We start from the raw sequence: 24,273 nt of genomic DNA, 5'->3' as shown, positions 1-24,273 counted from the left end.
CGTTACGAGCTTTTATTTTACATCTGTTCCACATACTTTCGATTAATTTGGAACTCTAACCCATCCTGTCATCATGTTTCTGAATACACGTACACAGAACTTGTCAGCTGTTTGAAAAAGGTACAACAGGAAGGTTCTTATTTTGTATTCAGTCTTGACGTGTTCAGCTAAAAGACCAGAAAAGTAAGTATGTTTATCACAGGTAGTCGAGGTTTTTGTATATAAAAATCACTTAATTTTTCATTTATCATTGTCTTTTTTGCTTACTGCAGCTCTGTCATTTAAATTATCAGAAATCAGGTTCTGGAAATACTATTTTATGGATATAAAACCGCTCGAAACCGAACAAATTGGTATACAGACGCTGGAAAAACAACTCATGACGTCTGAATCCAATATATCGCTTAAGATAGGGCTCCCGAAGGAGGTTTCCAACGATGAACGACGTATCTGTCTCACCCCCGACGGGGTCTCCATACTCAAAGCAAACGGACATGAAATCTTTGTGGAGAAAGAGGCCGGATCCGAAGCCAATTTTACAGACCAGGAATATGCCGATGCCGGGGCCACCATCGCCCATGGCATTGACGAGGTCTACCAGAAGTCAGAAATGATTGTGAAAGTAGCCCCGCCTACCGAAGAGGAGTTGGATTTGCTGGAAGATAATCATATCCTCATTTCGGCGCTGCACCTCGGCAACGCCAACGAGCCGTTCATAGAGACCCTTATTGAGCGATCCATCACCGCCATCGGTTTTGAATTTATCAGGGGAGAAGACAAAGAATTCCCCATTGTACGCATGATGCATGAAATAACCGGTTCCATGGCTGTTCAAATCGGGGCCCATTATCTCGAGAAAGGCGAAGGAGGACAGGGTATCATGCTGGGCGGCATTTCGGGGATTCCTCCAGCGACCGTTGTGATCCTGGGGGCGGGTATTACCGCCGAATATGCTGCGCGAACGGCCCTGGGATACGGGGCCCAGGTATTTGTAATGGATAATGACCTGGCCCGGCTTCGTCATCTTGAAAACGCCCTTGATCGACGTATTATTACGGCTACGGCCAATTATCAATATATATCCTCCGCACTGGCATATGCTGATGTGGTCATTGGGGCGACGGAGCAGGAAGGTGACCGGGCTCCCTGCATGGTTACCGAGCCGATGGTCATGAATATGAAACCGGGCAGTGTTATCGTAGATACGGTTATTGACCAGGGCGGGTGTGTTGCCACAAGCCGCACCACCACCCATTCCAATCCGATATTTTCGGCGCATGAGGTCATTCACTACTGTGTGCCCAACATCCCGTCCAATGTGGCCCGAACCGCCACCTATGCACTCAACAATGTAATTGTACCATACCTGCTCGACATCGGTGATGCCGGAGACATCAAAGAATGCCTGTGGAAGAACACCGCTCTGCGAAATGGCACCTATGTATATAAAAAGCATCTCACCAAAAAATCACTTGCAGAGCTGTTTGATATGCCTTACCGCAGTATTGAAATGCTCATAGCCAGCCAAATCTAATATTATTATCATATTTTTGACGTTGTTATCGTAGTACAGATAACCGGGAACCGCCTTCCCACCTAATCCATATTATGAAACACCAAGAGCTCAATCTTAAAAATTTCAAACGTATTCATCTGATTAATTCGTTACTCTGCATTCCCTTGCTTTTACTCTTTACCTGGCCTTATATCTATATTGCCCGATTTGTGGGTATTGAAGATTTTCTTGCCTATCCCGGTGCTGCCTTTTTTGCGATTCCCTTTATGATTACTATTCTGCATGGTCACGTAACAATAGCCTTGGGAAGCGTCCATCGCCACCACTACTACGAATGGCTCGCCGAAACGCCCCTTACCTATGGCCTGCTGTTTTACCCTATGATGATACGGACAAGATTCCGGCTTATGCTACTGGTGGTAAGCCTGTTGCTTTTCATTACCGGGTTTGCTCTTCAGACCTAACACAAATCTGCCTCTCCCTTCGAAGGAGGACGGAGGATAACAGCGCTGGCGTCGGTTTTCCCGCAAGCCCCGGATAGCCTCCAGTAGACGATGATCCTCGCTTTGGCTATGTATGATGTCCGATATTTGGAATCCGGACCGAACAGTATTATGTGCCTGGATCGTCCGGTTTATCCGGTTTCATGGCATTTCCACCCGTGTAAACTTGATGACAAAGACGTTAAATATTTTCTTACTTATCTTGCCAAAGAAAAAAACGTATCGGCCGGAACTCAAAACCAAGCACTTTCAACTTTTGCTTTCCTGTATCTGGAAGTGTTATAGGATTAACGATCAATGATTTAAGATGTGAAGAACTTTATGAATTGAATGAAACTGTTCGCAGTTAAACCCCGATTTTACCGGAAGATAAACAAAAATACAGACGAAATAGTAACAGGCACACCAAAGAAATGATGTGCCTGTTACATAAAACGTGAAATATGCGTTGATTCCCTGCTGTTAATAAGCTTTACCGGCTATGATCTCGTCGACAACGGTGGGATCCAGCAAAGTGGAAGTATCGCCCATGTCATCGGTTTCGCCGGCTGCAACATTTCGCAGTATGCGACGCATTATCTTACCGGACCTCGTCTTCGGCAGCCCCTCTACGATCTGAATCTTATCGGGCTTGGCAATGGGACTGATAATCTTGGAAACCAGATCATGAATCTCTTTCTTGAACGTTTCCGGTTTCGAGACACCGTCATCGCAAGTCATAAAGGCAAAGATCCCTTCTCCCTTGACATCATGGGGGTAGCCCACAATGGCCGCTTCTACCACTTTCGGATGCTCATCGATTGCATTCTCAATTTCAGCTGTTCCCAAGCGGTGACCTGAAACATTCAGTACGTCATCCACCCGGCCGGTAATGCGGTAATAGCCGTCTTCATCGCGACGACAACCGTCTCCGGTAAAATAGAAGCCCGGGTAATCTTCAAAATAAGTTTCTCTGTAACGTTCCTGGTTCCCCCAGATACCCCGCGTTACGCCCGGCCACGGGTGCTTGATGACCAGGTTACCCTGTACGCCGTTACCTTCAATTTCTTTCCCGTTCTTATCCATCAGGGCCGGTTGAATACCCGGCAGCGGCAAGGTCGCAAATCCCGGCTTTGTCGGCGTGACGCCCGCTAACGGGGAAATCATAATGCCCCCCGTCTCGGTTTGCCACCACGTATCCACGATTGGACATTGTCCGTTCCCGATATGATCGTGATACCAGTGCCAGGCCTCTTCGTTGATCGGCTCGCCCACACTTCCGAGCACCTTCAGGGAGCTGAGGTCATACTTGTTGACGTACTCAATATCTTCTTTCATCAGGGCGCGAATGGCGGTCGGCGAGGTATAAAAGTGGGTTACGTTATACTTGTCGCAGACTTCCCAAAGACGCCCCGGATCGGGATAGGTTGGGGTTCCCTCGAAAATAATGCTCGAAGCACCGTTCAGCAGAGGTCCGTACAGAATGTACGAGTGCCCGGTAATCCATCCGGCATCAGCAGTACACCAGTAAATATCCTCCTCTTCAACCTGAAATACATTCCGGAAGGTATAGCTGGTATACACCATATACCCGCCGCAGGTGTGGACCTGTCCTTTAGGCTTACCGGTGGAGCCGGAGGTATAAAGAATAAAGAGCGGATCTTCCGCATCCATCTCCACCGCCTCATGTTCTTTGGAAGCATTTCGAATCAACAAATGCCACCATTCATCCCGGCCTTCCACCCAATCTATGTCACGATTGGTACGCTGACACACGATGACTTTGTTCACCGAGGGACAATCTTCCAGCGCTTCGTCAGAAATATCCTTGAGCGGTACATGTTTTTCGCCGCGCCGCAGCCCGTCATTGGTGATCAGCATTTTGGCATCGCAATCCTGTATACGCTCGGCAAGCGACTGGGCCGAAAATCCAGCAAATACAATGGAATGAACCGCTCCGATGCGGGCGCAGGCCAGGGCTGCAATCATCAGTTCAGGTGTCATAGCCATATAGATGGCTACGCGATCGCCCTTTTCAATACCTTTCGATTCCAGCACATTTGCAAAACGGCATACATCCTCATGCAGCTGCCGGTAGGTAATGGTACGGCGAAAAGAGTCCGGATGGTTGGGCTCAAAAATAAAAGCTGTTTTATTACCGATCGTATTAAGGTGGCGGTCGAGACAATTTTCGGTGATATTCAGCTTACCGCCTTCAAACCATTTTATATCTCCATCCTTAAAGCTGCCGCTATGCGTCTTGTCCCATCGCTTCCGCCAATAAAAGGTCCCGGCCTCATGATCCCAAAACTCCTCCGGATTTTCCACGCTGTGTTCATACACTTCCTTATACTCTTCAAACGAATCGATATTCAGCCACATAACAATAACTCAAATTTAAGTTGAAAATATTCTACGTTCATAAATTCATATTACAAAATTTAGAGACACAATCAAGGGATTAACACCTAAAAAAGCAAAAAATTATTAACTTTTTTATGCAATTATTTTTGTTAAAATTTCAAATCCTTTAGTTCTCTATTTTCCGTGCTTCTCCCGGGTATCTGATCTCTTCCACCATCTCCTGGACATCTTCCGGCGGATCAGTGGTCAATCTGGATATGACTATGGCCACAACCAGGTTGACCAACATGGCGACGGTACCGAAGCCTTCGGGGGAAATACCAAACCACCAGTCTTCTTCAAGTCCACCGCCGAAGCCACCCAGCTTGTATTTTATCATATAAAACAACATCAGAAGGATTCCCACAATCATTCCGGAAATAGCGCCCTCCCGGTTCATTTTCTTATCAAAAATACCCAGTAAAATGGCGGGAAAAAACGAAGCGGCCGCCAGGCCAAAGGCCAGGGCAACGGTCGCAGCTACAAAACCCGGGGGATGAATGCCAAAATAACCGGCTACCAGGACCGCAAAACCTGCGGCAACCCGGGCCCAGATCAATTCCCCTTTTTCTGTAATTTCAGGCATTATCTGCTTTTTCACCAAATCGTGGGCTATACTGGTGGAAATAACCAGTAATAATCCTGCAGCCGTCGACAAGGCGGCCGCCAGCCCCCCCGCAGCTACCAGAGCTATAACCCAGTTGGGCAGGTCGGCAATCTCTGGATTCGCCAGCACCATAATGTCCTGGTCTATCGTAAGTTCGTTGGCCTTTTCATCCGCCACATATTGAATTCTGCCGTCACTGTTCTTGTCCGTAAATTCCAAAAGTCCCGTTGTCTCCCAGTTGTCAAACCAGGCCGGCATCTCAGCATACTCCTCATTCGAAACGGTTTCAATCAAATTAATCTTGCCAAAGGCAGCAATGGCCGGGGCCGTTGTATAAAGAATCGCGATAAAAAGCAGGGCATAACCCACGGACTTCCGCGCGTCGCGCACTTTCGGGACTGTAAAAAACCGGACAATGACATGGGGAAGCCCTGCGGTTCCCACCATTAATGCCAGCGTAATGGCAAGTACGTCGACCGTAGATTTTGTCCCGGAGGTATACTCCGCAAAACCCAACTCCACGTGCAGCTGATTTAGTTTCTCCAGCAGGTAGGTCCCGGAACCGTCGGCAAGCGTTCCACCAAAACCGAGTTGGGGAATAATATTGCCGGTCAGCTGAAACGAGATAAAAAAGGCGGGTACCATGTAGGCGAAAATAAGAATACAGTATTGCGCAACCTGGGTGTAGGTAATACCCTTCATTCCTCCCAGAACGGCATAGAAAAAAACAACGACCATTCCTATATAGACTCCGGTGTTGACAGAGACTTCCAGGAACCGCGCAAAAACGACGCCCACCCCCCGCATTTGTCCCGCCACGTAGGTAAAGGATACGATAATGGCACAAATTACGGCGACGGTCCGTGCGACATTCGAGTAATAGCGGTCTCCTATAAAATCCGGAACGGTGAACTTACCAAATTTTCTCAGGTAGGGGGCCAGCATCAGGGCCAGCAACACATATCCCCCCGTCCAGCCCATCAGGTAAACGGCTCCATCATACCCCATAAATGAAATCAGACCGGCCATCGATATGAAGGAGGCCGCCGACATCCAGTCCGCAGCCGTTGCCATCCCGTTGGCTAATGGGTGAACGCGGCTTCCCGCAATGTAAAAGTCACTTGTGGTTCCAACTCTTGCCCATATTGCGATACCTATATACACGGCAAACGTGGCTCCCACCAGTATATACATCCATGTTTGAATATCCATAATTATTTATTATATCCCGCTGTTGATAAGTTAATCTTCGTAAACGCCAAATCTTTTGTCGAGCCTGTTCATAAGCCAGACGTACACAAAAATGAGAACCACAAATACGTACATTGATCCCTGTTGGGCAAACCAAAAGCCCAGCTCAAAACCACCCAGCTGTATCGTATTTAACGGTTCGACCAGCAAAATGCCAAATACAAACGACACCAGGAACCATATGCTCAACAGAATACTTACATAGCGGAGATTTGCACGCCAGTATTCCTTCCTGTTTTTTTCCTCTTTCATCACCTTGTTTTTTGGTTAACCTGTTTGTTGCAAGCAGGGAAATAAGCTTTTTTATAAAAATTTGCAATAAATAATTGCACCGCCAAAATGCCCTTTTATTTCAACATATGAAACCATTGTTCAAAATTTCTTTTACAACATAACAATATAATTCAGAAGCGCAAGTGTAAAAAAATTGAAAAAAATCCCGCCTGCTATGGTACATGCCGGGGGACCGGCGTAACTGAATCTCTTATTGCAAAATAATACAATCAGCTTATCTTATGGGTTCATCCTGTTCACAGATCGAAAGTAGATCTTTATGCGTCGCCTCAAATGCTCCTTTTTCATGAGTTATAATTCCGTTGGTTACTGCTTCGGGCTTCTTTCCCTGTTGATTGCCGCAGCAGCCTGCAGCAGCGATGAGCACGTGACGGTTTCCGGAACCATCGACTATGTGGGGTCAGCAGAGATTTATATCAGCCAGCAGCCACTCCATTATAAATACTCAGATAACATTCAACACCTGGTGCAGCCCGATAAAAAAGGGACCTTTCAGGTATCTATCCCGGTCGATTCCACCCAGCTTGTGGAACTGACAATCGATGATCAATACCACCCCCTCCTCCTGCGGCCCGGCCGTCCGCTGACCGTCACCATAGAACGGGCGAATTTTCCGGGATCGGTTGAAGTGGAGGGCTATGAGGAACCCTGGGATGAACGCTACGCCGACTACAGGGACAGGGAACAGTCGCTGCTTCGAAAAATCCAACGCCAGCTCCCTGCTTTTCGGGAGGGAAATTCGACCCGGGTGCTCTCATTCTACCGCCAGCGATATGAATTGGCTGAGCGCTATTTTAAAGATACCCCTTTCGAAGATCTCTATCTGAAAGCAGTGGGCGAATACCTCGTTAAACGACTTGAAAATATTACGTATCGCCGTACGCAGCCTGGTTTTCATCCTGAGAACGAGCGCCAAAACGTCCTGCAAACAGCCAATGAGCTGGATTTCTTTACTTTTGAATCTCTTCATGCCCAGCGAGCAGGCATCAGGGATTTTACCAATGCCTTTGCCAATACCTTTGGGGTTGCCGACAGCCTGGAAGAAGAACTGGGACAATCTCTGATGCAGTACGATGTCAAACGGCTGGGCTACGAAACCCTTGACTCAGCCCGCACCTCGGTATTGCAATATGTAGATGAACGCCGGGCCCGGGCCTATGCACAGCTGTACCTGGTCACCGAACGAATCGGTGAAATGCCGCTGGATGTAGCCACCCCGAGCTATAAAGCGTACCTGGATACCTATTCGGATTTCCCGCGTTATACCTCTTTTCTGAAATCCTTTTATCGTGAAATAAAGCGGGTTTCCCCGGGAGAGCCGGCCATCCCCTTCGCCCTGCCGAATGCTGACGGTGAGACGGTGCGAATGGAGGATTTCCGGGGCCGGTATGTACTGCTTGATTTCTGGGCCAGCTGGTGTATTCCCTGCCTTGACGAATTTCCGCATATGAAAGACCTTTATAACGAATATAGCCGCGATGAGTTTGAAATCCTGGCTATATCAATAGAAGAAGACAGCCTTCGCTGGCGTCAATCCCTGAATCAGTTTCAAAATCCCTGGCCGCAGCTGTACGGAGGCGATGGATTTCAGCAAGAGACCTTTTCGGCTTACCGGGGGGGCGGTATCCCCTTTTACATTCTGGTTGGCCCGGAGGGTCGTATTCTCCGTTATAATGACGTTCGTCCCTCTTTTAATCTCGACACCCTGCTGGACAGCTTGCTAACACAACAGGAACGCCCCTGATATCACAGGCCCATGACCGTGAACCGTCACATTACGATGCTTCTGATGCTTTCATTATTTCTTGCCGGGGAGGCCTGCAGCCAGGATACAAGCGATGAAACTGCGGAAGAAGAGATTTCCCTGGATCAAAAGATCGGACAAATGCTGAATGTGGGGTTCCGGGGGACAGCGATATCGGATACCAACCATATTGTGCGGGACATTCAACACTACCATCTCGGCGGTGTAACGCTGTTTGATTATGACGTGCCGCTGGACACGGCGCTGCGCAATATCCGGTCGCCCCAGCAGCTCAAAACACTTATAAACGATCTGCAGGCGCGCGCTGAAACACCCCTGTTTGTTGCGGTCGACCAGGAGGGCGGAAAAGTGGCCCGGCTCAAGCCGGAACGCGGATTCCCTGCCTCGGTATCTGCTCAATCCCTGGGCGAAACAAATAACACCGACAGCACGCGGTATTATGCCCGCAGAACTGCTGAAACGCTTTCCGAGCTGGGTTTTAATCTCAATTTTGCCCCGGTGGTGGATCTTAATGTCAATCCCGGCAATCCCGTGATTGGCCGCTTAGAGCGTAGCTTTTCTGCTGATCCCCGCACCGTGGTCAAACACGCTTCGGTATATATAGAAGCGCATCATAATTTCGATATAGTAACGGTACTCAAACATTTTCCCGGCCACGGAAGCTCAAAAAAAGATTCACACCTCGGCGTGGTCGATGTCACCGAAACGTGGTCCAAACAGGAACTCATTCCCTATCGCCGGTTAATCCATTCCGGTCAGGCTGACATGATCATGACCGCCCATATTTTTAATGCCGAATGGGATACCGCTCACCCGGCGACCCTTTCGAAACCCGTCATTACCGGAATGCTGCGGGACAGCCTCGGATTCGATGGTGTGGTAATATCAGATGATCTGATGATGGGCGCCATCCGCAAGGAATATGGACTGAAGACGGCGATCAAACAGGCGCTTCTTGCGGGGGTCGACATACTGACCTTTGCCAACAATGCGATCTATGATCCCGAAATTGTGCCCCGGGCACACAACATTATCCGTGAGCTTATTGCCGGAGAAGAAGTGAGCCGGCAACGCATCGACCAGTCGTACCGGCGGATTATGGAGCTGAAAAGAAACCGGTTAACACCATAACATAACCCCAAAAACCTGCCGCCTACCAGTCCTGCCCCAGCGAAGCTTCCCAATACGGCACCACATCCTCCCCGTACAAGCGGGTGTATTCTCTGGTAAAAAAGGCTCCGACCAACACGATCTGTACATTATAGTATATCCATATCAGAAAGACGACGAAGGAACCAGCGGTTTTATAGGCCGGTCCGAGCGTTGTCCCTGACAGGTACCATCCGACCACCATCTTTCCCCCCATAAAAAGGAGTGCGGTAAAAAGGGCGCCCACTGCAATATCGCGCAATCGCACCTCCAGATCCGGCAGAATTCTAAACAAGGCTAAAAAAAACACGAATGCCAGTACGACATTCGCGCCGCTGCTGACCAGCTGTATCAGAAACAGCTCTTCGACGCCAAAAAGCAGTATCAACACCTGTTCCATACCATAGAGTATGCTTTCAGAGATCAACCCCACCAGCAACAACAGGCTGAGAGCCCCGACAAACAGAAGCGCTTTAAATCGACTCCACAAAAAATGTCCTATTTTTCCGATCGCCGGATCACGGACCCCCCAAATCATATTAAGCGTGTGTTTTACCTGTGAGAGCAGGGTTGTAGCCCCGAAAAGGAGCGCGGCAACCGCTGTCATCGACGACCATAATCCCGTGGCGCTGTGCGTGGCGGAATCTGCCATCGACTGTATCGAATCGGCGATACCGGGACCCACCACAGCATATAACGTCTGTTGCAGACGGGCCTGACCCATTTCACCGCCCAATACCATACTGAGCAGCCAAACCAGGATAATAATCAGGGGTGCCGTTGAAAAAATGGCATAAAAGGCAATAGCAGCTCCATGCAGTCCTATATTAAATTGCAGGATCTGTTCATAGGTCTGTTTGAATAGCCTGCCTGAATTTTTGATGAATTTCACAACGGTCTCCCAAATGGCTATTTTATAGTTACATTATAATGTTATACTGGTGATTATTATTAATCTGCCAGCTATTCAATAAGTTAAACCTTAATCAGCATATCTCCCACCCATGATCTTGCGGTACAGCTTTGATTGGTATATACAACAGTTTGCCGAGGCTAAAGAAACAGCGGAGGATTTTCTCCTCTCCGTGGATGAAGCCTATTTTCTGAAACCTCCGGCCCAAAACAGATGGTGCGTTGCAGAGTGCTATCATCATCTTATCAAATTCGGATATATATATCATAGAAACTTAAGCCGTGCCCTGCAAAATAGCAGGAAGAGAATTCACAATGTGGACCAATCCTTCCGACCCCGTTGGCTGTGGAAAAAGGCTGCCGATTTTTTTGAACCGCCTTACTCTTTCAGGTTAAAAACGATGTCATCAATGGAGCCTGAGGTTACGGCCGACTACAACCGGTTCGAGTTGTTGGACGAGTTTATGGAGCTGCAGGATCAATTTATAGCTCAGCTTGAGCATGCCAAAAATGAACATATTGATTTAAGCGGAACCAAAGTTTCGCATCCGATAGCAGGCTTTCTCAAACTTACCTTCTCAGAGTATTACCTGCTAACCATTGCGCACCAGCGCCGGCACCACTGGCAGGCGGAGCAAACCTTGTCGGTTCTCAAGGAAAAGTATGGAAAGCCACACGCGGGATGAATATGAATATATAATTAAATCTCCGGTGCTACGTTTCTCTTGTGAGAAAACGAACAATGTCTTGTTAAGTAATCAAAACAAATCACGGAATAGTCTGTGTGAGGAAGTGGCATATAGAGGATCCCTTCAGCGGTTCCCGATATTTAAACTCGCGGTATGGTGTTATTTCTGTTATGTGTTTATCCAGGCGCAAGCTGCCATACACACCCTTAACGATCAGAAGTTTTTATTATGACGACCTTCGATCCCGAAACAGCTGAAATTAAATTTGCCATTGCCGATGCCGCAACTGATCTGTTTGTGGAAGGCGATGGTCATTTTCTGATTAAAGACGTCGCTAACACTGTTGGCATAGATCCTGCAGACGTCTTTAATTATTTCCCGAACAAGCAAGCTATCCTCCAGTTTTATTATACAGCGATCATCTATCGCTACCGGCTGATGATCGATGAAATCGACCACTTCGACTCCTACACGCTCAGCGAAAAACTTTCGAACTTTGCGTATGCCAGCTTCGATATGCTGGATGAAAAGAAAGCCTTTGTGGAAGATACCTTTCAGAATCTTATTTTACGCTCCTGCAGCAGGACTGATTTTGAAATGGAGACAGAGGAGCTGCTCCGGCAGCTGTTGGAAGACGACCCGCGACTTCCGGCCAGTTCTTCGGTCCTCATGAATGACATTTTTTATGCCTTCCTGCGAAATAAATACCTCGGACTCATCCGGTTTCGGCTGTCTGATACCAGCGAGGATTATGAACTGACGATGGAGCTTACGGACAAGTTAACGACTTTTTTGCAGGAATTGATGTATAGCTCCGTTCTCGACCGGGGGTTTGAGCTGGGTAAATTTTTATATGCCAACCGGGAAAATTTTTTATGCGAAATTCCGGTTGTTAAACAGATTTTTTCAAAAATAGAAATTCGATAGTTCATGAACGACGATTTTCCATCATCCAAACTTGAACGTGGCAAAATATTTGCTAAAACAGGCCTTAAAGTCGGCACCAACTACGCCAAGCGTTATCTCAAAAAATCCATGGGCCAAAAAGAGAGCAAAGAAGAGGGACGCCAGTTCCATACCGACAATGCCCGGCAGGTGTTTAATGAGTTTACCAAGCTGCGCGGTACGGCGCTGAAAATAGCCCAGTCGCTGAGTATGGATGAGGGCGTACTGCCCGGCGAGTTTGCTGAAGTAATGAGCGAAGCCCAGTACAGCGTGCCGCCTATCAACAAGGCGCTGGCGCGGTCGATTATCAAAAAAGAGCTGGGCGATTATCCCGAAGCGCTATTTTCGCATTTTGAACCGGAGGCTATTGCTGCCGCCTCGATCGGGCAGGTACATGAAGCCCGGCTGCACGATGGACAAAAAGTCGCCGTTAAGATCCAGTATCCCAATGTGCGTAATACCATCCACTCGGATATGGCCATGGCCAAGTCGCTGGTCAAGCGGCTGGCCAAACGGGGGGCCAACCTGGATGATTATTTTGATGAGGTAGAGGCGACCCTGATGGAAGAAACCGACTATCGGCAGGAAGGCGAATATATCGAGTATTTTCACCGGAGATTCTTCGGAGAATCCGTTGTCACTCCCCGCTGGATTAAGGATCTGTCCTCCCGCAAGGTGCTGACGATGACGTTTGTGGAAGGGAAGCACCTGAAGGAGCTGTTGGAAACAGATCCTTCCCGGCAGCAACGTAATCACTTCGGACAGCTGCTATGGAATTTCTTTCACGATCAGGTAGAGCAGAGAAACTTTATTCATGCCGATACTCACCCGGGCAATTTCTTTTTCCGGGATGACGGCCGGCTGGGGGTCATTGACTTCGGGTGCGTTAAGAAATTTGATGAAGAGTTTACCCAAAACTACATGCAACTGCTTCCGATGCATCTCGAGGGGGATGAAGAAGCGATCCGGGACCTCTATACCCGCCTGGATATCATCAAGGCAAACCCGGACAATCCCGAAAAGGAGGAGGAGTTCTTCCAGTTTTGCAAGAACTACGGCAACACCTTTGCCCGCCCGTATATGAAGGATAACTTCGATTTCGGTAATCCCTCTTTCAAGCGGCGAATCAATCATTACGCCAGAAAAATGCCGATTATGAATGAACCTCGCGGCGATAAAAACTTCATATACAGCACCAAAGTCCACATGGGACTCTATAGCATCCTGATGAAACTGCAGGCCCGGATAGATACGCGCCGGAGTAAAGAGATTACGCAGAAGGTGCTGGGTGAAATGGAAAATGACCCGGCGATATGACCTGCGCTATTGTGGCAGCGAACACTACCCTTCTTCGGCTTCTTTCTCCCCGTTAAAGGCTTCAAATACCATTTTTAAATCGCTGGCTACTTCCTGCTTCGTACGTCCTTCAATACGATGCCGCGGAATCATAGCCTTGATCTCTCCATCCTGAAAATACGCAAAAGCCGGAGAGGAGGGCGGGTATTCGCTGAAATACTCACGGGCCCGGGCCGTCGCTTCGTTATCCTGGCCGGCAAAAACGGTAACCATGTGATCCGGCGTATCTTCCGATTCTTCAAGGGCTATCTTAACCCCCGGTCGTGCATTCCCGGCCGCGCATCCGCAAACGGAATTAATCACCATAAGCATAGTGCCTTCGTTATATTCCTTCATTGCACGATCGACATCTTCGACGGTCTTCAACTCCTCGACGCCCAGGTCTGTCAGTTCTTCACGCATCCATGAAACATCAGGTCCGGTTCCTAATCCAAATTGCATAATAAAACATCCTTTTTTGTTTTGCAGCTATCATTTAAAACCCAATATAACAAGCTTTTATGAAGTATTGAAGAAGAAAACGCTCCACCGTCGTCCGCGGAGCGTTTTCTCATTTTTATATTTACACTTCTCAACAAAAACTCCTATTACGTAGCCTCTGCATAATATTCATTCACCTGGTCCCAGTTGACCAGATTCCAGAAATGTTCGACATAATCACCGCGTTTATTCTGATAGTGCAGATAGTACGCGTGCTCCCAGACGTCAACGCCCAAAATAGGGGTCAGACCATTCATATAGGGACTGTTCTGATTAGCCGTGGAGAGTACTTCGAGACTGCCGTCATCTTTGACACACAGCCAACCCCATCCGGAACCGAACTGCCCGGTTGCGGAGTTACTGAACGTTTCCTTAAAATCAGCAAAACTTCCGAACTCGTCGTCAATCGCATCCGCAACATCGCCGGTAGCAGGTCCGCCGCCGTTCGGAGAGAGAATCGTCCAAAATAGTTTGTGGTTAGCATAGCCACCGCCATTGTTGATCACCGCCTGGCGGATGTCCTTGGGAACATCGTTAATGCGTTGTAAAACCTCTTCAATCGGGAGGTCAGCAAATTCATGTCCATCCAGGGCAGCATTCACCTTGTTGGTGTATCCCTGATGGTGCTTGGTATGATGAATTTTCATGGTACGCTCATCAATATGAGGTTCCAATGCATCGTAATCGTATGGGAGGTCAGGTAATTCGTAAGCCATAATTGTTACAATTTTAAAATTTTAGAATTCGTACTATATAATAGTGTGTGTAAAGAATTTAACTCCTTATGAATCAAGGAGTTAAATTTAGCATCTTATTAGCACACTCCCAATCAAAAACGACGATATTTTCGTTCCAATTTTAAAAAATTTAAAACTAATCGCTTAAAACGGAGAAATCCTTCGCAAATTCATCTATTTTACTTTTCTTGTCACAAAAACCTTTAGCGATTACATTGTACCATGAGTCGAGATTATAACGTAATTATTATTGGCAGCGGGCCAGCTGGTTTTTCGTGTGCCATGCAAAGTTCTAAATTTGACCAGCAAGTACTGGTAGTTGAATCGCACGAAGATTACCTGGGAGGAACCTGGATCAATACCGGCACCGTCCCCAGTAAAGCATTGCGCGAGGCTGCCAAGACCATTCTGGAATTTAACAGCCAGTTCGGTGACCACGAGAACAAAAAACCGTATGAACGGTTTCGAATGACGGACCTGCTTCAATACAAGCAAGAGATCCTGGAAAAGGAAAACCGGAAAGTAAAAAATGATTTCATCAATAATAAGGTGGATGTCGCGCGCGGATTCGGCCGCCTCAAGGATGAACATACCGTAGAAGTCGAAACGCATTTGGGCACCACGGAAACCTACAGCGCCGACTATATTCTGCTGTGTACCGGCAGCAGTCCCACGGAACCGGAGACCTTTGAAATCGATCACAACAAGATCCTGGATTACAAATCAATCCTTGACCTTACGCATATTCCCCGACGGTTGGTCGTCATCGGTTCCAGTGTAAGCGCGTTCGAATACGCTACCATCTTTGCTGCACTGGGTACACATGTCACCCTGCTGAACGAGCAGCAGGATTACCTCCCCTTTTTAGATCTTGAAATCAAGGATCATTTTAAAAAGGCCCTTGACAGCAGGGGCATCAGCATCAAAAATAATGTGTCGATCCAGGATGTGGAATTCAATGCCCTTCGCAATAATACCGAAGTTAAATTTAAAGATAAGTCCGGCAACCAACAGCTCCAGGTAATAGAAACAGAGCACGTCTTATATCTCGGCGGTCGCAAACCCAATGTAGAAAATCTAAACCTCGACAAGGTAGGAGTCCGGACCGATGCCGGTAATTTTGTGATCGTTGATGAAGCCTATAAAACAACTATTGACAACATTTACGCCGCCGGGGACGTCATAGGCTTTCCCAGACTGGCCTCCGCCTCATTTACACAGGGGCGCCTGGCAGCATGCAATATGTTTAGCATCTCCAGCCTGGAAATGCCAGAACAAATTCCCTACGGTATCTATACCATTCCCGAAATTTCGAATATCGGAATGACCGAACAGGAAGCACAGGCAACAGGCCTGGACATTACCATAGGCCGGGCTCATTTCAGTGAAATTACCAAAGCGGATATGACCAATCACAGCGACGGGCTGCTTAAGCTTGTTTTCCGCACCGACACCTTCAAGCTGCTGGGCGTCCATATTCTCGGGGATGAGGCCGCCAATCTTATTCACCTGGGCCAGTCGGTCATGGCTCTTGACGGGGATGTACGGTATTTTATACAGCATGTCATGAACTATCCCACCCTGAGCGAGGCCTACCGCATAGCTGCTTTTAATGGCGTCAACCGCGTATACCAGAACGGAGTAAAATACCGGAATATCCTGGGAGAGCGGGATGGGTAATATTGAATTTTGAGTTATCTCTTTGGTGGAGTTTTCGGGACATCTCTGAATTTCAAGAAAAGGCTTCACCCTAATTATTCTCGCATGAGTGCGAAATATCCCGTTTCCGGTGAATAGTCCGTGCTCACATTCCCTCCGCCTGGTCATTCACGAATAACCGATAAATAGATAGTAATCCCCTTTTAAAGATAATGAATGGCCATTTTAAGACCGGTTTCGTCGGCAGGAGGGTCTTCCGGGATTGTTTTAATCTCCCGATTCAGCGAATCCCGGGCGAACAGGGCCAGGACCATGGCATCCACGATATCGTCTTCATCAACCTGATTCCGGCGATATTCCTCTTTAATATCCCGGAAAAAGTCATCAGCGTAGGTACTCTCTTCTTTGATGAGGTCCAGGCGGTGACGCAGGCCCTTCTTGGTAGCTTTTTTCTGCAGGATGGGATTTCCCCCGTTCAGTTTTTGGAAAAGCAGCTCCGGGTGACTTTCAAAAATCTTCTCCCGAAGTGTTTTATCCTGCTGCAGGTACTGATCAACAGCTTTAATCTCCGGGGTAATATTCCAGGACTGAATCGACACTTTTTTACCGGTCGCCTCGTAGCTGATCATGGAAGCTTCACCATAGGTGGGAGCGTGCAGAGCCCGCCGAATGGGAGGATTGAAAACGCTGGCCGTATAGTCAGCCCCCAAAACATCCCGGAGAAGACGGTCGCATTCCCGCACATACGCTTCTTCCTCCAGCCCGATGGGCACATCAATAAAGATGCGGTCGTATGCTTCAAAATAGGTTCCCAGCTCCCGGTCCGATTCCAGCAGCCAGTATCCTGCATGATCCTCATCAAGCGATATGGCGATCCATCCCGCCCTGCAGCCGTCAATACCTAAGGTTTTCAAACTATCCCTCTGTCTGTCTTTATGGTTACGTTATTCGTGTTCTTCCCCCACGCCGCGCTTCAACCGGATATGCAGTTCATCGAGCTGTTCCTGATCGACATATGCGGGACTGTTATCCATGAGGCTCTGTGCCTTCTGGTTTTTGGGGAAAGCGATGACATCCCGCAGGCTGTTGCCTCCCGAAAGGATCATAATGATTCGATCCACTCCCAGCGCAATGCCTCCGTGGGGGGGAACGCCGTATTTAAAGGCTTCGAGCAGGAACCCAAATCGTTCCTCCGCTTCCTCTTCATCGATACCCAGGAGCTTGAACATACGCTTTTGCAGCTCCCGGTCATGGATACGAATTGAACCGCCGCCAATCTCATAGCCATTCAGGACCAGGTCGTATGCCCGTGATCGCACAGAGGCCGGATCCTCATCCAGCCGGTCCACATCCCCGCGATGCGGAGCCGTAAACGGATGGTGCAGGGCCTGGTATCGCTGATCTTCACGGCTCCACTCTACGAGCGGAAAGTCGGTTACCCAGAGGAACTCAAATTCATCCTTGTTAATAAGGTTATGTTCTTCGCCCATCATCAGGCGCAACTTGTTCATCTGCTGGTATACATCGGGACTGCCTCCCGCCAGGATAAGCACCAGGTCACCCATCTCCGCTTCCGCCCGCTCGACCATGGCCTGCACGGTTTCTTCTTTCAGGAACTTCTCAACGCTGCATTTTACCCCGTCTTTTTCATTCAGCTTTATATAAATGAGTCCCCCGGCCCCGGTTTCTTTCTGAACGCGTTCGGTGAGCCGGTCAATGGCCCCGCGCCCCATGCTTCCCTGTCCCGGCACGGTGATACCCAGCACGGCGCCGCCCTTCTCAACCGTACCGGAAAAAATATTAAACTCAGAATCTTTGACCAGCTCTGAAAAGTCGGCAAACTCCAGTCCGAAACGCGTATCCGGTTTATCCGTGCCGTAGGTTTTAATCGCCTCCTCATAGGTCATTCGCCTGAATGAGGTTTCGATCTCCCGGCCGATGGTTTCTTTCATCAGCTTCCGCATCAACGCCTCGGTATTGCTCATCACAGCCTCTTCATCGACGAACGACATCTCCACATCAATCTGGGTAAACTCGGGCTGGCGGTCGGCCCGCAGGTCTTCATCCCGGAAGCATTTTACGATTTGGAAATAGCGGTCGAAGCCGGAGACCATAAGCAGCTGCTTATAGGTCTGCGGACTCTGGGGCAGCGCAAAAAACTTGCCGGCATTTACGCGGCTGGGCACCAGGTAATCGCGGGCGCCTTCCGGGGTACTTTTCATCAGTACCGGCGTTTCGACTTCCATAAAATCGCGATCATGATAGAAAGAGCGAACCGACTGATAAAAATCGGAGCGAAGGATCATATTCCGCTGGAGATCGGGGCGACGCAGGTCCAGGTAACGATAGGTCAACCGGATCTCTTCACCTGTGGCAATGTCTTCCTTGATCTCAAAAGGAGGGGTTTCCGCTTTTGAGTATATCTGAAGATCCGTTACTATAATTTCAATATCCCCGGTATCAAGGTCGGGATTTATATTCTCCTCATCCCGTCTTTCGACCACTCCCTTCACGCCGATCACATATTCACCTCGCAGCTGCTCGGCTTTCTCATGCAGCTTTTTGTCCGTCTCATTAAATACAATCTGGGTAATGCCGTGACGGTCCCGCAGGTCGATAAAAATAACCCCGCCCAGATCGCGACGGGTGGCTACCCACCCGTTCAGAATAATCTTTTCACCTGTATGTTCCGCTGTCAGTTCTCCACAGTTGTGGGTTCGTTTCCACGCCATAAATAACATTAACTTAACTTATATATTGACAATCTGTTTTCAGAAGCCTTGAAAATAAGTATTATGCAGACCAATCGCCCATGTTATTTACAAACCATATTTTTAAGGGTGCCACTCCTGTTCAGACCTCCCGAACCGGGCAGATACCTGGTCTCGGATCCTCCCGTCTGCCCTCGCGTAAGGCTGTTGAATATCCCTGCTTATCCCCCTCCTGCCTTCGCCCTGTCGCCTGTCAAGCGATACGGGATCTATCAGCTGACCGGGATATAATATAGTCAGGATGAATGTATTTACTTTACTCGGAGCTTACCGGACTCAGAGGGTGCGGAAATCCCCTCCTGTGCCTCTCTTCTCCAAGGGAGGGTAACGGTTATTACCTCAACAATGCCGTAGATCCGGTATTATTCAAGCAACAAGCACTTCGTTAAAAAGAAGACGAGAGGATTCTATTTATAGGAATAATCAGTTGCAAACAGGTATTCGACCGGTCGTACCTATGGGGATGCGTACAACAATCATAGAAAAGCAGAAAATTTGTCCCGGAGCGTCTGCAACGCCCGGCATATCTGGGTATCCACGGTGTTCACCGATATATCAAGCTCTTCCGCAATCTCTTTATAGGTCATGCCCTCATACCGGCTAAGCATAAACACCAGCCGGCGTCGTTTCGGAAGGGCTTCAATCGCTTGTTTGACTTCTCTGAGCATTAATTTGTTGTGAAGCTTTTCATTGATCGCCTGATCTGCCGGCGAAAATGAGTGAAGCGCTTTTTGCTCTTCCTCCCAGTCGCGGACTATTTTCCTGTGACGAGTGTGATCGATTGCCAGATTCCGCCCGATTTTGTAGAGGTAAGTCTTTATTTTTTTATCAGGATTTAAGGCATACCGATTTTCCCAAACTTTTACAAACACCTCTTGTACCAAGTCTTCCGCAACCTGCTGATTTGTTACATACCCCCATAAAAACCGCTGCAAGCTGGAGTAATATTTCCGAAATAGCTTCTCAAAAGCCTCCCTGTCATTATCTCTTATTTGCTCTACCAATACTTTATCAGCCGGCAAAGAATTATATCTGTGTGCAGATTCCACAACGGTAGCTGTTATTTTACGGATAACCGGAATTACTGACTTACATCCCACAATTATATCAGGCAAGTTACTAATTTAAGATTAACAATCAACTTTTATGGTCTGATGGGATATCACTCCGATATAGAAGAGCCCGTCATGCTTAGAAAATTCTACTGCGAGTCCGAAAAGGCTCCTATGAACCCATACGGATAGCTTAAGTATTCAGTAGTTTCTCAAGGGGGGGAGCAGGCAGGTTACCGGTGCCTTTCAGCGCTGCGCAGGCGGTCATACTCACATGACGACCATGGATGCCTGCTGTTACATTCGCATTGACGAGCAGCGGCATTCATCTACCTCTTAAATCGTATGTCATTCCGAATGACTGCTTTGAGACATCTGTTCCAGAAGCTCCCGCGATCTCAGCAATCCCCGGATCGTATGATAGTTTCCTTTCCAGACAGTAGCTTTGGGCGCTGTACGTTCTTCCGGTTCCTCATCGATACCGCTCCGGTACCATCCCCCATGCTCGTGGTCCAGCATATATTTTTTAATATAAGCCCACTGGCGGATAAAATGACCAAAATAGCGGCGTGGATCACCGGGAAAATAATCGGCCATAATCAGCAACGAATGCAAGGCTTCAACTTGCGACCACCACTCCTTGGAGGTCTGGGTGACGGTCAGGGAATCGTCGCCCTGGAAATAATAGCCGTAGTCATAGATGCCGCCCTCCTTCTCATCCCAGGCATGATCAATCGTATGGTCCACCATTTTTTTAGCCTTTTTGAGTGTAGAATCTGCATCAAACTCCAGGGAATGGGCGGCTTCCAACAGCAGAAAAGCCGTTTCAATATCATGACCAAAGGTGATGTGATCTGTCGCCTGCATTTCTTCCTGCAGGGACCGTGAAGAATCGCTGTAGACGACCGGGGACCAGTCTTTGCGGAAGTACAGGTTCATATATCCTTTATCCGTGACGATAGTATCACGTACAATTCTAAACATTTCATAAAGACGATCCCGCAGCAGGCTGTCCGGCCACACCAGGTGGAGTTCCGCAAGGGCCTCAAGCATATGGATACTGCTGTTGTAATCTTTGGGGAAATCCTCTTCATATGGCTGTCCCTCTCTTGTCAGGCTGTTAAAGTATCCCCCATATTCCCGGTCATAGGCTCCCCTCTCGAGCCATTGAAAGGCTTTCTGCGCCAAACGCAGGGCTTCCCTGTCCTCCGAAACCTGATAATAGGCCGCTAACCCGTAGATGGCAAAGGCGTTTCCGTAGAGCTGTTTTCGGATCTGTCCATCGTCTCCGGTTATAACCTCTCCTTTATGGGTGACCATATTGTAAAAGCCCCCGTGCTCCCGGTCCCACATTACCTCCCGCAGAAACCGGAACCCGTGCTCGCCGTATTTTTCGAAATCCCGGTGACGTTCATCGCGAAAAGCAATTTTTGAGGTCGACCAGACATGTCGCGCCTGGGTGACAATAAATTTATCCTGAACCCCCTCAGGACGCCAGTCGTAGGTAAAGCGGCTGAAAAAGCCCCCGTGTTCCCGATCGACAACCCGGGGATACCACAACTGATACTGATCATTCAGCACGCTGTCGATTTCAGCGGCAATACGCTGCTGGCGGCTCCCTGTCTCTTCACCGGCTTCTGCCCCCTGATCCCGGCAGCCCCCGATCACCATAATCAGCACTACAAGCCATATACCATTTCGGAATATCTTACTCCATTGATAATCAAAACCCATTCTGCTATGTAATTATTTGCGGCGTAAATCCGGTCCCTTAACTCCAGAGGCGATCCCAGGACCGGATCTCGTTCCACTCTGGCGTAGGCTCAAAGAACCCGGCCCCTTCGATCAGGCTGTCCTTCACCACATCCATATTCAGTTCCACTCCCAGTCCCGGCTTCTCCGGCACCGTGGCATAGCCCTCATCAAAAATCATCTCAGGATCTCCATCGTACATATCATACCAGCGGTCAACGCCGACCGAGTGATGCTCGAGGGTGTTAAAATTTTGTGTCGCCGCGGCTACGTGCACCGACGCCATAAAGCCGACCGGCGAGCCCGCAAAATGAAGATTCATGGCTATGCCCTGCGCCTGGGCGTAGTCCCCGATCTTTTTGGTCCCCAGAAGGCCTGTCGAACCCGGATCCGGATGGATAATATCGACCGCCCTGTTGTCGATTAACGGCTTGCACCCTTCCCAGGTACCGATGTCTTCACCTGTTTGAGTGGGGGTTGTGGTGGCCCCGGTAATTTCCTTCCAGAGGTCCGTCCATTTCCAGGCGACCATATCCTCGGCATAGGCGATGGTATACGGCTCCAGCATCCGAGCAATTTTTATCGCTTCGTTAACCCCGAAATGGCCGAAATGATCGATGCCCAGGGGTATTTCATAGCCGACCGTATCACGCATGACCCGTACATATTCTTCCATCAGTTCGAGTCCCTTTTCGGTAATCTGGATGCGCGTGAACGGGTGATCAATTTGTCCATACTCATCCGGGGTACCGGAATACTGGCTCTGCAGCCGGCGTTCGCCTTTGGGAACGTGCGCGCCGGAATTCACCAGTGTACCGGGCGTCCGGGAAAGCAATTCAATGCCAATATCCATCTTCAGTGCAGTATACCCCGCATCTACGCGGGTCTCCTTCATCCGCCGGGCAAATTCATGCGGGTCCTTCGCTCCGGCGGTATCCGCATAGAGCTGAATTTTATCACGATATTTGCCGCCCAGCATCTGATAGACCGGCACCCCGTAGGCTTTACCGGCGATATCCCAGAGCGCCATTTCGACCGCCGCCACGCCGCCGGCCTGCCGTCCTTCGCCCCGGAACTGTTCAATGATTCCGAGCACTTTTTCAACATTACAGGGGTTCTTACCCACTATACGGCTTTTCAACATCAGCGCATACTCTTTGGCCCCGCCGTCGCGCACCTCCCCATAGCCGGAGATCCCCTGGTTGGTGTCTATGCGGACCAGCGGCACCCGGAAAGGAATGCCGTCTACTTCCGCAACCCGCATATCCGTAATCTCCAACTCTGAAGGGGCCGAATTTCGGTTTATCTCAGAACTCAGATATCCGACCTGCTCCGTTATCGGGCCCAGCGCCAGCGAACCCAGCCCGAGTCCCCCCATCCCAGCTTTTTTTAAAAAATCCCGCCTGCTGTTCCCTTTTGCATCACGTCGCTTTTTTTTCTTCATCAGTTATATATACCATTTGGTTAAAAGTTGGTTCTCCCGGATATGCTATTCTTCCAACATGTCATCGATAGTTATCTGACTGACTCCAAGCTCCTCTTTCAGCCGATCGGCATTCTTTTCCACCCACTGGATAAAGTCTTCTTCAATCGCCTGAGTCCATTCAGTATCCATTTGCCCGGCCGTATACGTCCCGCTGCGTACGCGCTCGTGGGCGAAGGTATCCCGGGCCCGGATCACCTCTGAGCGGGAAACCACACGTTCGGCCAGGTGAGCCGGTATAAAGATCACCCCATCTTGCTTGGCCAGCACCACGTCCCCGGGTATGACCGTCACCGAACCCACCCGTGTCGGGCTATTCAACCCTATCAGCATCATTTCCCGGATATACGACGGGTGCCAGTCCCGTACAAAAGCATTAAAGCCGTCAATTTCCGCAAGTCCCTCCCGGTCCCGCGAGGAGCCATGAAGCACGACCCCGTTGCCGGAGTTGGCATAGATCGTGTTGCCCAGCCGGTCGCCGATCAAGGTCCCGTCTTTCACCTTGCCATAGCCATCGGCTACATATACATCACCCTCTTTCAACATATCAATCGGCCAGGTGTTGGGCGGTCCCGAACGATCCGCTTTCTCACCCTGCCGGTCTATATACGCTTGTACCCCCGGACGCGCCGGGCTGTACGTCGCAGTAAGCGCTCGGCCTACAATCGGCTCATCCGGGTGCAGTATTTTCCATTCCCCGCCCTCAAATTGATTGTCGTATCCTTCCCGGCGGATAATCCCCCAAGCTTCCTCGATAGTCACATGCTCCATGCGCTCAAGAATATGGTCCGGCACCCGGGGACGACCGTCCTCAAAGCGTTCTCCCTCCCACTGCGGGGTCAGGGCAATTAACTTCTCTTTGGGAATCGTCTGGCCATTGGCCGGCAACTGAAGTCCCAAACAAAAAACAAAAAGTGCAATAAAAAAAGATTCCAGGTATTTCATGTTTATTTTTTGGTTGTAATCTTTC

The 24,273-nt window shown here is 48.9% G+C and carries 21 protein-coding genes; 9 read left to right on the top strand and 12 right to left on the bottom strand.

Going from position 1 to position 24,273, the window contains the following annotated elements; all coding sequences use genetic code 11:
* Window positions 1-319: 319 nt before the first annotated feature.
* The 3 genes from BUB16_RS03470 (at window position 320) to BUB16_RS22140 (ending at window position 2,304) form a co-directional block, all read left to right on the top strand.
* Window positions 320-1,534 carry an alanine dehydrogenase gene (locus tag BUB16_RS03470; protein ID WP_073059522.1) on the top strand — a complete coding sequence of 405 codons (1,215 nt, stop codon included), beginning with the start codon at window positions 320-322 and terminating at the stop codon, window positions 1,532-1,534.
* A 74-nt stretch (window positions 1,535-1,608) separates the two neighbouring features.
* On the top strand, window positions 1,609-1,980 hold the full coding sequence (locus tag BUB16_RS03465; RefSeq protein ID WP_073059520.1) for a hypothetical protein: 372 nt from the start codon (window positions 1,609-1,611) through the stop codon (window positions 1,978-1,980).
* 90 nt (window positions 1,981-2,070) lie between these two features.
* On the top strand, window positions 2,071-2,304 hold the full coding sequence (locus BUB16_RS22140) for a phage integrase N-terminal SAM-like domain-containing protein (RefSeq protein WP_350354130.1): 234 nt from the start codon (window positions 2,071-2,073) through the stop codon (window positions 2,302-2,304).
* A 177-nt stretch (window positions 2,305-2,481) separates the two neighbouring features.
* Here BUB16_RS22140 and acs read toward each other — a convergent pair whose 3' ends face one another.
* The 3 genes from acs to BUB16_RS03445 all read right to left on the bottom strand — a co-directional run bounded on the left by acs (window position 2,482) and on the right by BUB16_RS03445 (window position 6,511).
* Entirely contained in the window at window positions 2,482-4,380 is a 1,899-nt protein-coding gene (gene acs, locus BUB16_RS03455; protein ID WP_073059515.1) for an acetate--CoA ligase, read from the bottom strand.
* Window positions 4,381-4,528: 148 nt separating this feature from the next.
* Window positions 4,529-6,220 (bottom strand): sodium:solute symporter family protein, encoded by a 1,692-nt coding sequence (locus BUB16_RS03450; RefSeq protein WP_073059513.1) that lies wholly within the window; start codon window positions 6,218-6,220, stop codon window positions 4,529-4,531.
* Between the two features lie 30 nt (window positions 6,221-6,250).
* The gene (locus BUB16_RS03445; protein ID WP_073059511.1) at window positions 6,251-6,511 is read right to left on the bottom strand and encodes a DUF4212 domain-containing protein; all 261 of its coding nucleotides are present in this window, start codon (window positions 6,509-6,511) and stop codon (window positions 6,251-6,253) included.
* Window positions 6,512-6,839: 328 nt separating this feature from the next.
* Between BUB16_RS03445 and BUB16_RS03440 the strand changes: the two genes are divergently transcribed.
* Both BUB16_RS03440 and BUB16_RS03435 read left to right on the top strand, forming a co-directional pair.
* Window positions 6,840-8,297 carry a TlpA family protein disulfide reductase gene (locus BUB16_RS03440; protein ID WP_073059508.1) on the top strand — a complete coding sequence of 486 codons (1,458 nt, stop codon included), beginning with the start codon at window positions 6,840-6,842 and terminating at the stop codon, window positions 8,295-8,297.
* Between the two features lie 45 nt (window positions 8,298-8,342).
* Complete coding sequence (locus BUB16_RS03435; RefSeq protein WP_244545631.1) at window positions 8,343-9,449, top strand: glycoside hydrolase family 3 protein; 1,107 nt, start codon at window positions 8,343-8,345, stop codon at window positions 9,447-9,449.
* A 22-nt stretch (window positions 9,450-9,471) separates the two neighbouring features.
* Here BUB16_RS03435 and BUB16_RS03430 read toward each other — a convergent pair whose 3' ends face one another.
* Window positions 9,472-10,359 (bottom strand): YihY/virulence factor BrkB family protein, encoded by an 888-nt coding sequence (locus tag BUB16_RS03430; protein WP_073059504.1) that lies wholly within the window; start codon window positions 10,357-10,359, stop codon window positions 9,472-9,474.
* Window positions 10,360-10,471: 112 nt separating this feature from the next.
* On the opposite strand from BUB16_RS03430, the gene BUB16_RS03425 reads away from it, so the two are divergent.
* From BUB16_RS03425 to BUB16_RS03415, 3 genes are all read left to right on the top strand, one after another.
* Window positions 10,472-11,065 (top strand): DinB family protein, encoded by a 594-nt coding sequence (locus BUB16_RS03425; RefSeq protein WP_073059502.1) that lies wholly within the window; start codon window positions 10,472-10,474, stop codon window positions 11,063-11,065.
* Window positions 11,066-11,296: 231 nt separating this feature from the next.
* Complete coding sequence (locus BUB16_RS03420) at window positions 11,297-11,995, top strand: TetR/AcrR family transcriptional regulator (protein ID WP_073059500.1); 699 nt, start codon at window positions 11,297-11,299, stop codon at window positions 11,993-11,995.
* Between the two features lie 3 nt (window positions 11,996-11,998).
* Entirely contained in the window at window positions 11,999-13,330 is a 1,332-nt protein-coding gene (locus BUB16_RS03415) for an ABC1 kinase family protein (protein ID WP_073059498.1), read from the top strand.
* Window positions 13,331-13,354: 24 nt separating this feature from the next.
* On the opposite strand, the gene BUB16_RS03410 is transcribed toward BUB16_RS03415, so the two are convergent.
* On the bottom strand, window positions 13,355-13,810 hold the full coding sequence (locus BUB16_RS03410; RefSeq protein WP_073059496.1) for a BrxA/BrxB family bacilliredoxin: 456 nt from the start codon (window positions 13,808-13,810) through the stop codon (window positions 13,355-13,357).
* Window positions 13,811-13,956: 146 nt separating this feature from the next.
* Window positions 13,957-14,565: a superoxide dismutase gene (locus BUB16_RS03405; RefSeq protein WP_073059493.1), complete on the bottom strand. Its 609-nt coding sequence runs from the start codon at window positions 14,563-14,565 to the stop codon at window positions 13,957-13,959.
* Between the two features lie 243 nt (window positions 14,566-14,808).
* On the opposite strand from BUB16_RS03405, the gene sthA reads away from it, so the two are divergent.
* Window positions 14,809-16,266 carry a Si-specific NAD(P)(+) transhydrogenase gene (sthA, locus tag BUB16_RS03400; RefSeq protein WP_073059491.1) on the top strand — a complete coding sequence of 486 codons (1,458 nt, stop codon included), beginning with the start codon at window positions 14,809-14,811 and terminating at the stop codon, window positions 16,264-16,266.
* 182 nt (window positions 16,267-16,448) lie between these two features.
* Here sthA and BUB16_RS03395 read toward each other — a convergent pair whose 3' ends face one another.
* The 6 genes from BUB16_RS03395 to BUB16_RS03370 all read right to left on the bottom strand — a co-directional run bounded on the left by BUB16_RS03395 (window position 16,449) and on the right by BUB16_RS03370 (window position 24,248).
* Window positions 16,449-17,159: a DUF429 domain-containing protein gene (locus BUB16_RS03395; RefSeq protein WP_073059488.1), complete on the bottom strand. Its 711-nt coding sequence runs from the start codon at window positions 17,157-17,159 to the stop codon at window positions 16,449-16,451.
* Window positions 17,160-17,189: 30 nt separating this feature from the next.
* A complete protein-coding gene (gene aspS, locus BUB16_RS03390; protein ID WP_084088024.1) occupies window positions 17,190-18,977 on the bottom strand; it encodes an aspartate--tRNA ligase in 1,788 nt (595 codons plus the stop codon).
* A gap of 515 nt (window positions 18,978-19,492) precedes the next feature.
* On the bottom strand, window positions 19,493-20,065 hold the full coding sequence (locus tag BUB16_RS03385) for an RNA polymerase sigma factor (protein WP_170864273.1): 573 nt from the start codon (window positions 20,063-20,065) through the stop codon (window positions 19,493-19,495).
* A gap of 351 nt (window positions 20,066-20,416) precedes the next feature.
* Window positions 20,417-21,802: an AGE family epimerase/isomerase gene (locus tag BUB16_RS03380; RefSeq protein WP_073059481.1), complete on the bottom strand. Its 1,386-nt coding sequence runs from the start codon at window positions 21,800-21,802 to the stop codon at window positions 20,417-20,419.
* A 37-nt stretch (window positions 21,803-21,839) separates the two neighbouring features.
* On the bottom strand, window positions 21,840-23,264 hold the full coding sequence (locus BUB16_RS03375; RefSeq protein WP_073059479.1) for a mandelate racemase/muconate lactonizing enzyme family protein: 1,425 nt from the start codon (window positions 23,262-23,264) through the stop codon (window positions 21,840-21,842).
* 45 nt (window positions 23,265-23,309) lie between these two features.
* Window positions 23,310-24,248, bottom strand: a complete 939-nt coding sequence (locus BUB16_RS03370; protein WP_073059476.1) for an RraA family protein — start codon at window positions 24,246-24,248, stop codon at window positions 23,310-23,312.
* Window positions 24,249-24,273 lie beyond the last annotated feature (25 nt).

It is taken from the genome of Fodinibius roseus, assembly GCF_900129315.1.
GTDB classification, from domain to species: domain Bacteria; phylum Bacteroidota; class Rhodothermia; order Balneolales; family Balneolaceae; genus Fodinibius; species Fodinibius roseus.
The sequence above is the reverse complement of the archived record's forward strand: the minus strand, read 5'-3'. Positions and strand labels throughout refer to the sequence as shown.

Excerpts from the sequence above, each read along its gene's own strand:
- BUB16_RS03470 (WP_073059522.1), top strand. The coding sequence starts at position 320 with ATGGATATAAAACCGCTCGAAACCGAACAAATTGGTATACAGACGCTG.
- BUB16_RS03465 (WP_073059520.1), top strand. The coding sequence starts at position 1,609 with ATGAAACACCAAGAGCTCAATCTTAAAAATTTCAAACGTATTCATCTG.
- BUB16_RS22140 (WP_350354130.1), top strand. The coding sequence starts at position 2,071 with ATGATCCTCGCTTTGGCTATGTATGATGTCCGATATTTGGAATCCGGA.
- acs (WP_073059515.1), bottom strand. The coding sequence starts at position 4,380 with ATGTGGCTGAATATCGATTCGTTTGAAGAGTATAAGGAAGTGTATGAA.
- BUB16_RS03450 (WP_073059513.1), bottom strand. The coding sequence starts at position 6,220 with ATGGATATTCAAACATGGATGTATATACTGGTGGGAGCCACGTTTGCC.
- BUB16_RS03445 (WP_073059511.1), bottom strand. The coding sequence starts at position 6,511 with ATGAAAGAGGAAAAAAACAGGAAGGAATACTGGCGTGCAAATCTCCGC.
- BUB16_RS03440 (WP_073059508.1), top strand. The coding sequence starts at position 6,840 with ATGAGTTATAATTCCGTTGGTTACTGCTTCGGGCTTCTTTCCCTGTTG.
- BUB16_RS03435 (WP_244545631.1), top strand. The coding sequence starts at position 8,343 with ATGCTTTCATTATTTCTTGCCGGGGAGGCCTGCAGCCAGGATACAAGC.
- BUB16_RS03425 (WP_073059502.1), top strand. The coding sequence starts at position 10,472 with ATGATCTTGCGGTACAGCTTTGATTGGTATATACAACAGTTTGCCGAG.
- BUB16_RS03420 (WP_073059500.1), top strand. The coding sequence starts at position 11,297 with ATGACGACCTTCGATCCCGAAACAGCTGAAATTAAATTTGCCATTGCC.
- BUB16_RS03415 (WP_073059498.1), top strand. The coding sequence starts at position 11,999 with ATGAACGACGATTTTCCATCATCCAAACTTGAACGTGGCAAAATATTT.
- BUB16_RS03410 (WP_073059496.1), bottom strand. The coding sequence starts at position 13,810 with ATGCAATTTGGATTAGGAACCGGACCTGATGTTTCATGGATGCGTGAA.
- BUB16_RS03405 (WP_073059493.1), bottom strand. The coding sequence starts at position 14,565 with ATGGCTTACGAATTACCTGACCTCCCATACGATTACGATGCATTGGAA.
- sthA (WP_073059491.1), top strand. The coding sequence starts at position 14,809 with ATGAGTCGAGATTATAACGTAATTATTATTGGCAGCGGGCCAGCTGGT.
- aspS (WP_084088024.1), bottom strand. The coding sequence starts at position 18,977 with ATGGCGTGGAAACGAACCCACAACTGTGGAGAACTGACAGCGGAACAT.
- BUB16_RS03380 (WP_073059481.1), bottom strand. The coding sequence starts at position 21,802 with ATGGGTTTTGATTATCAATGGAGTAAGATATTCCGAAATGGTATATGG.
- BUB16_RS03375 (WP_073059479.1), bottom strand. The coding sequence starts at position 23,264 with ATGAAGAAAAAAAAGCGACGTGATGCAAAAGGGAACAGCAGGCGGGAT.
- BUB16_RS03370 (WP_073059476.1), bottom strand. The coding sequence starts at position 24,248 with ATGAAATACCTGGAATCTTTTTTTATTGCACTTTTTGTTTTTTGTTTG.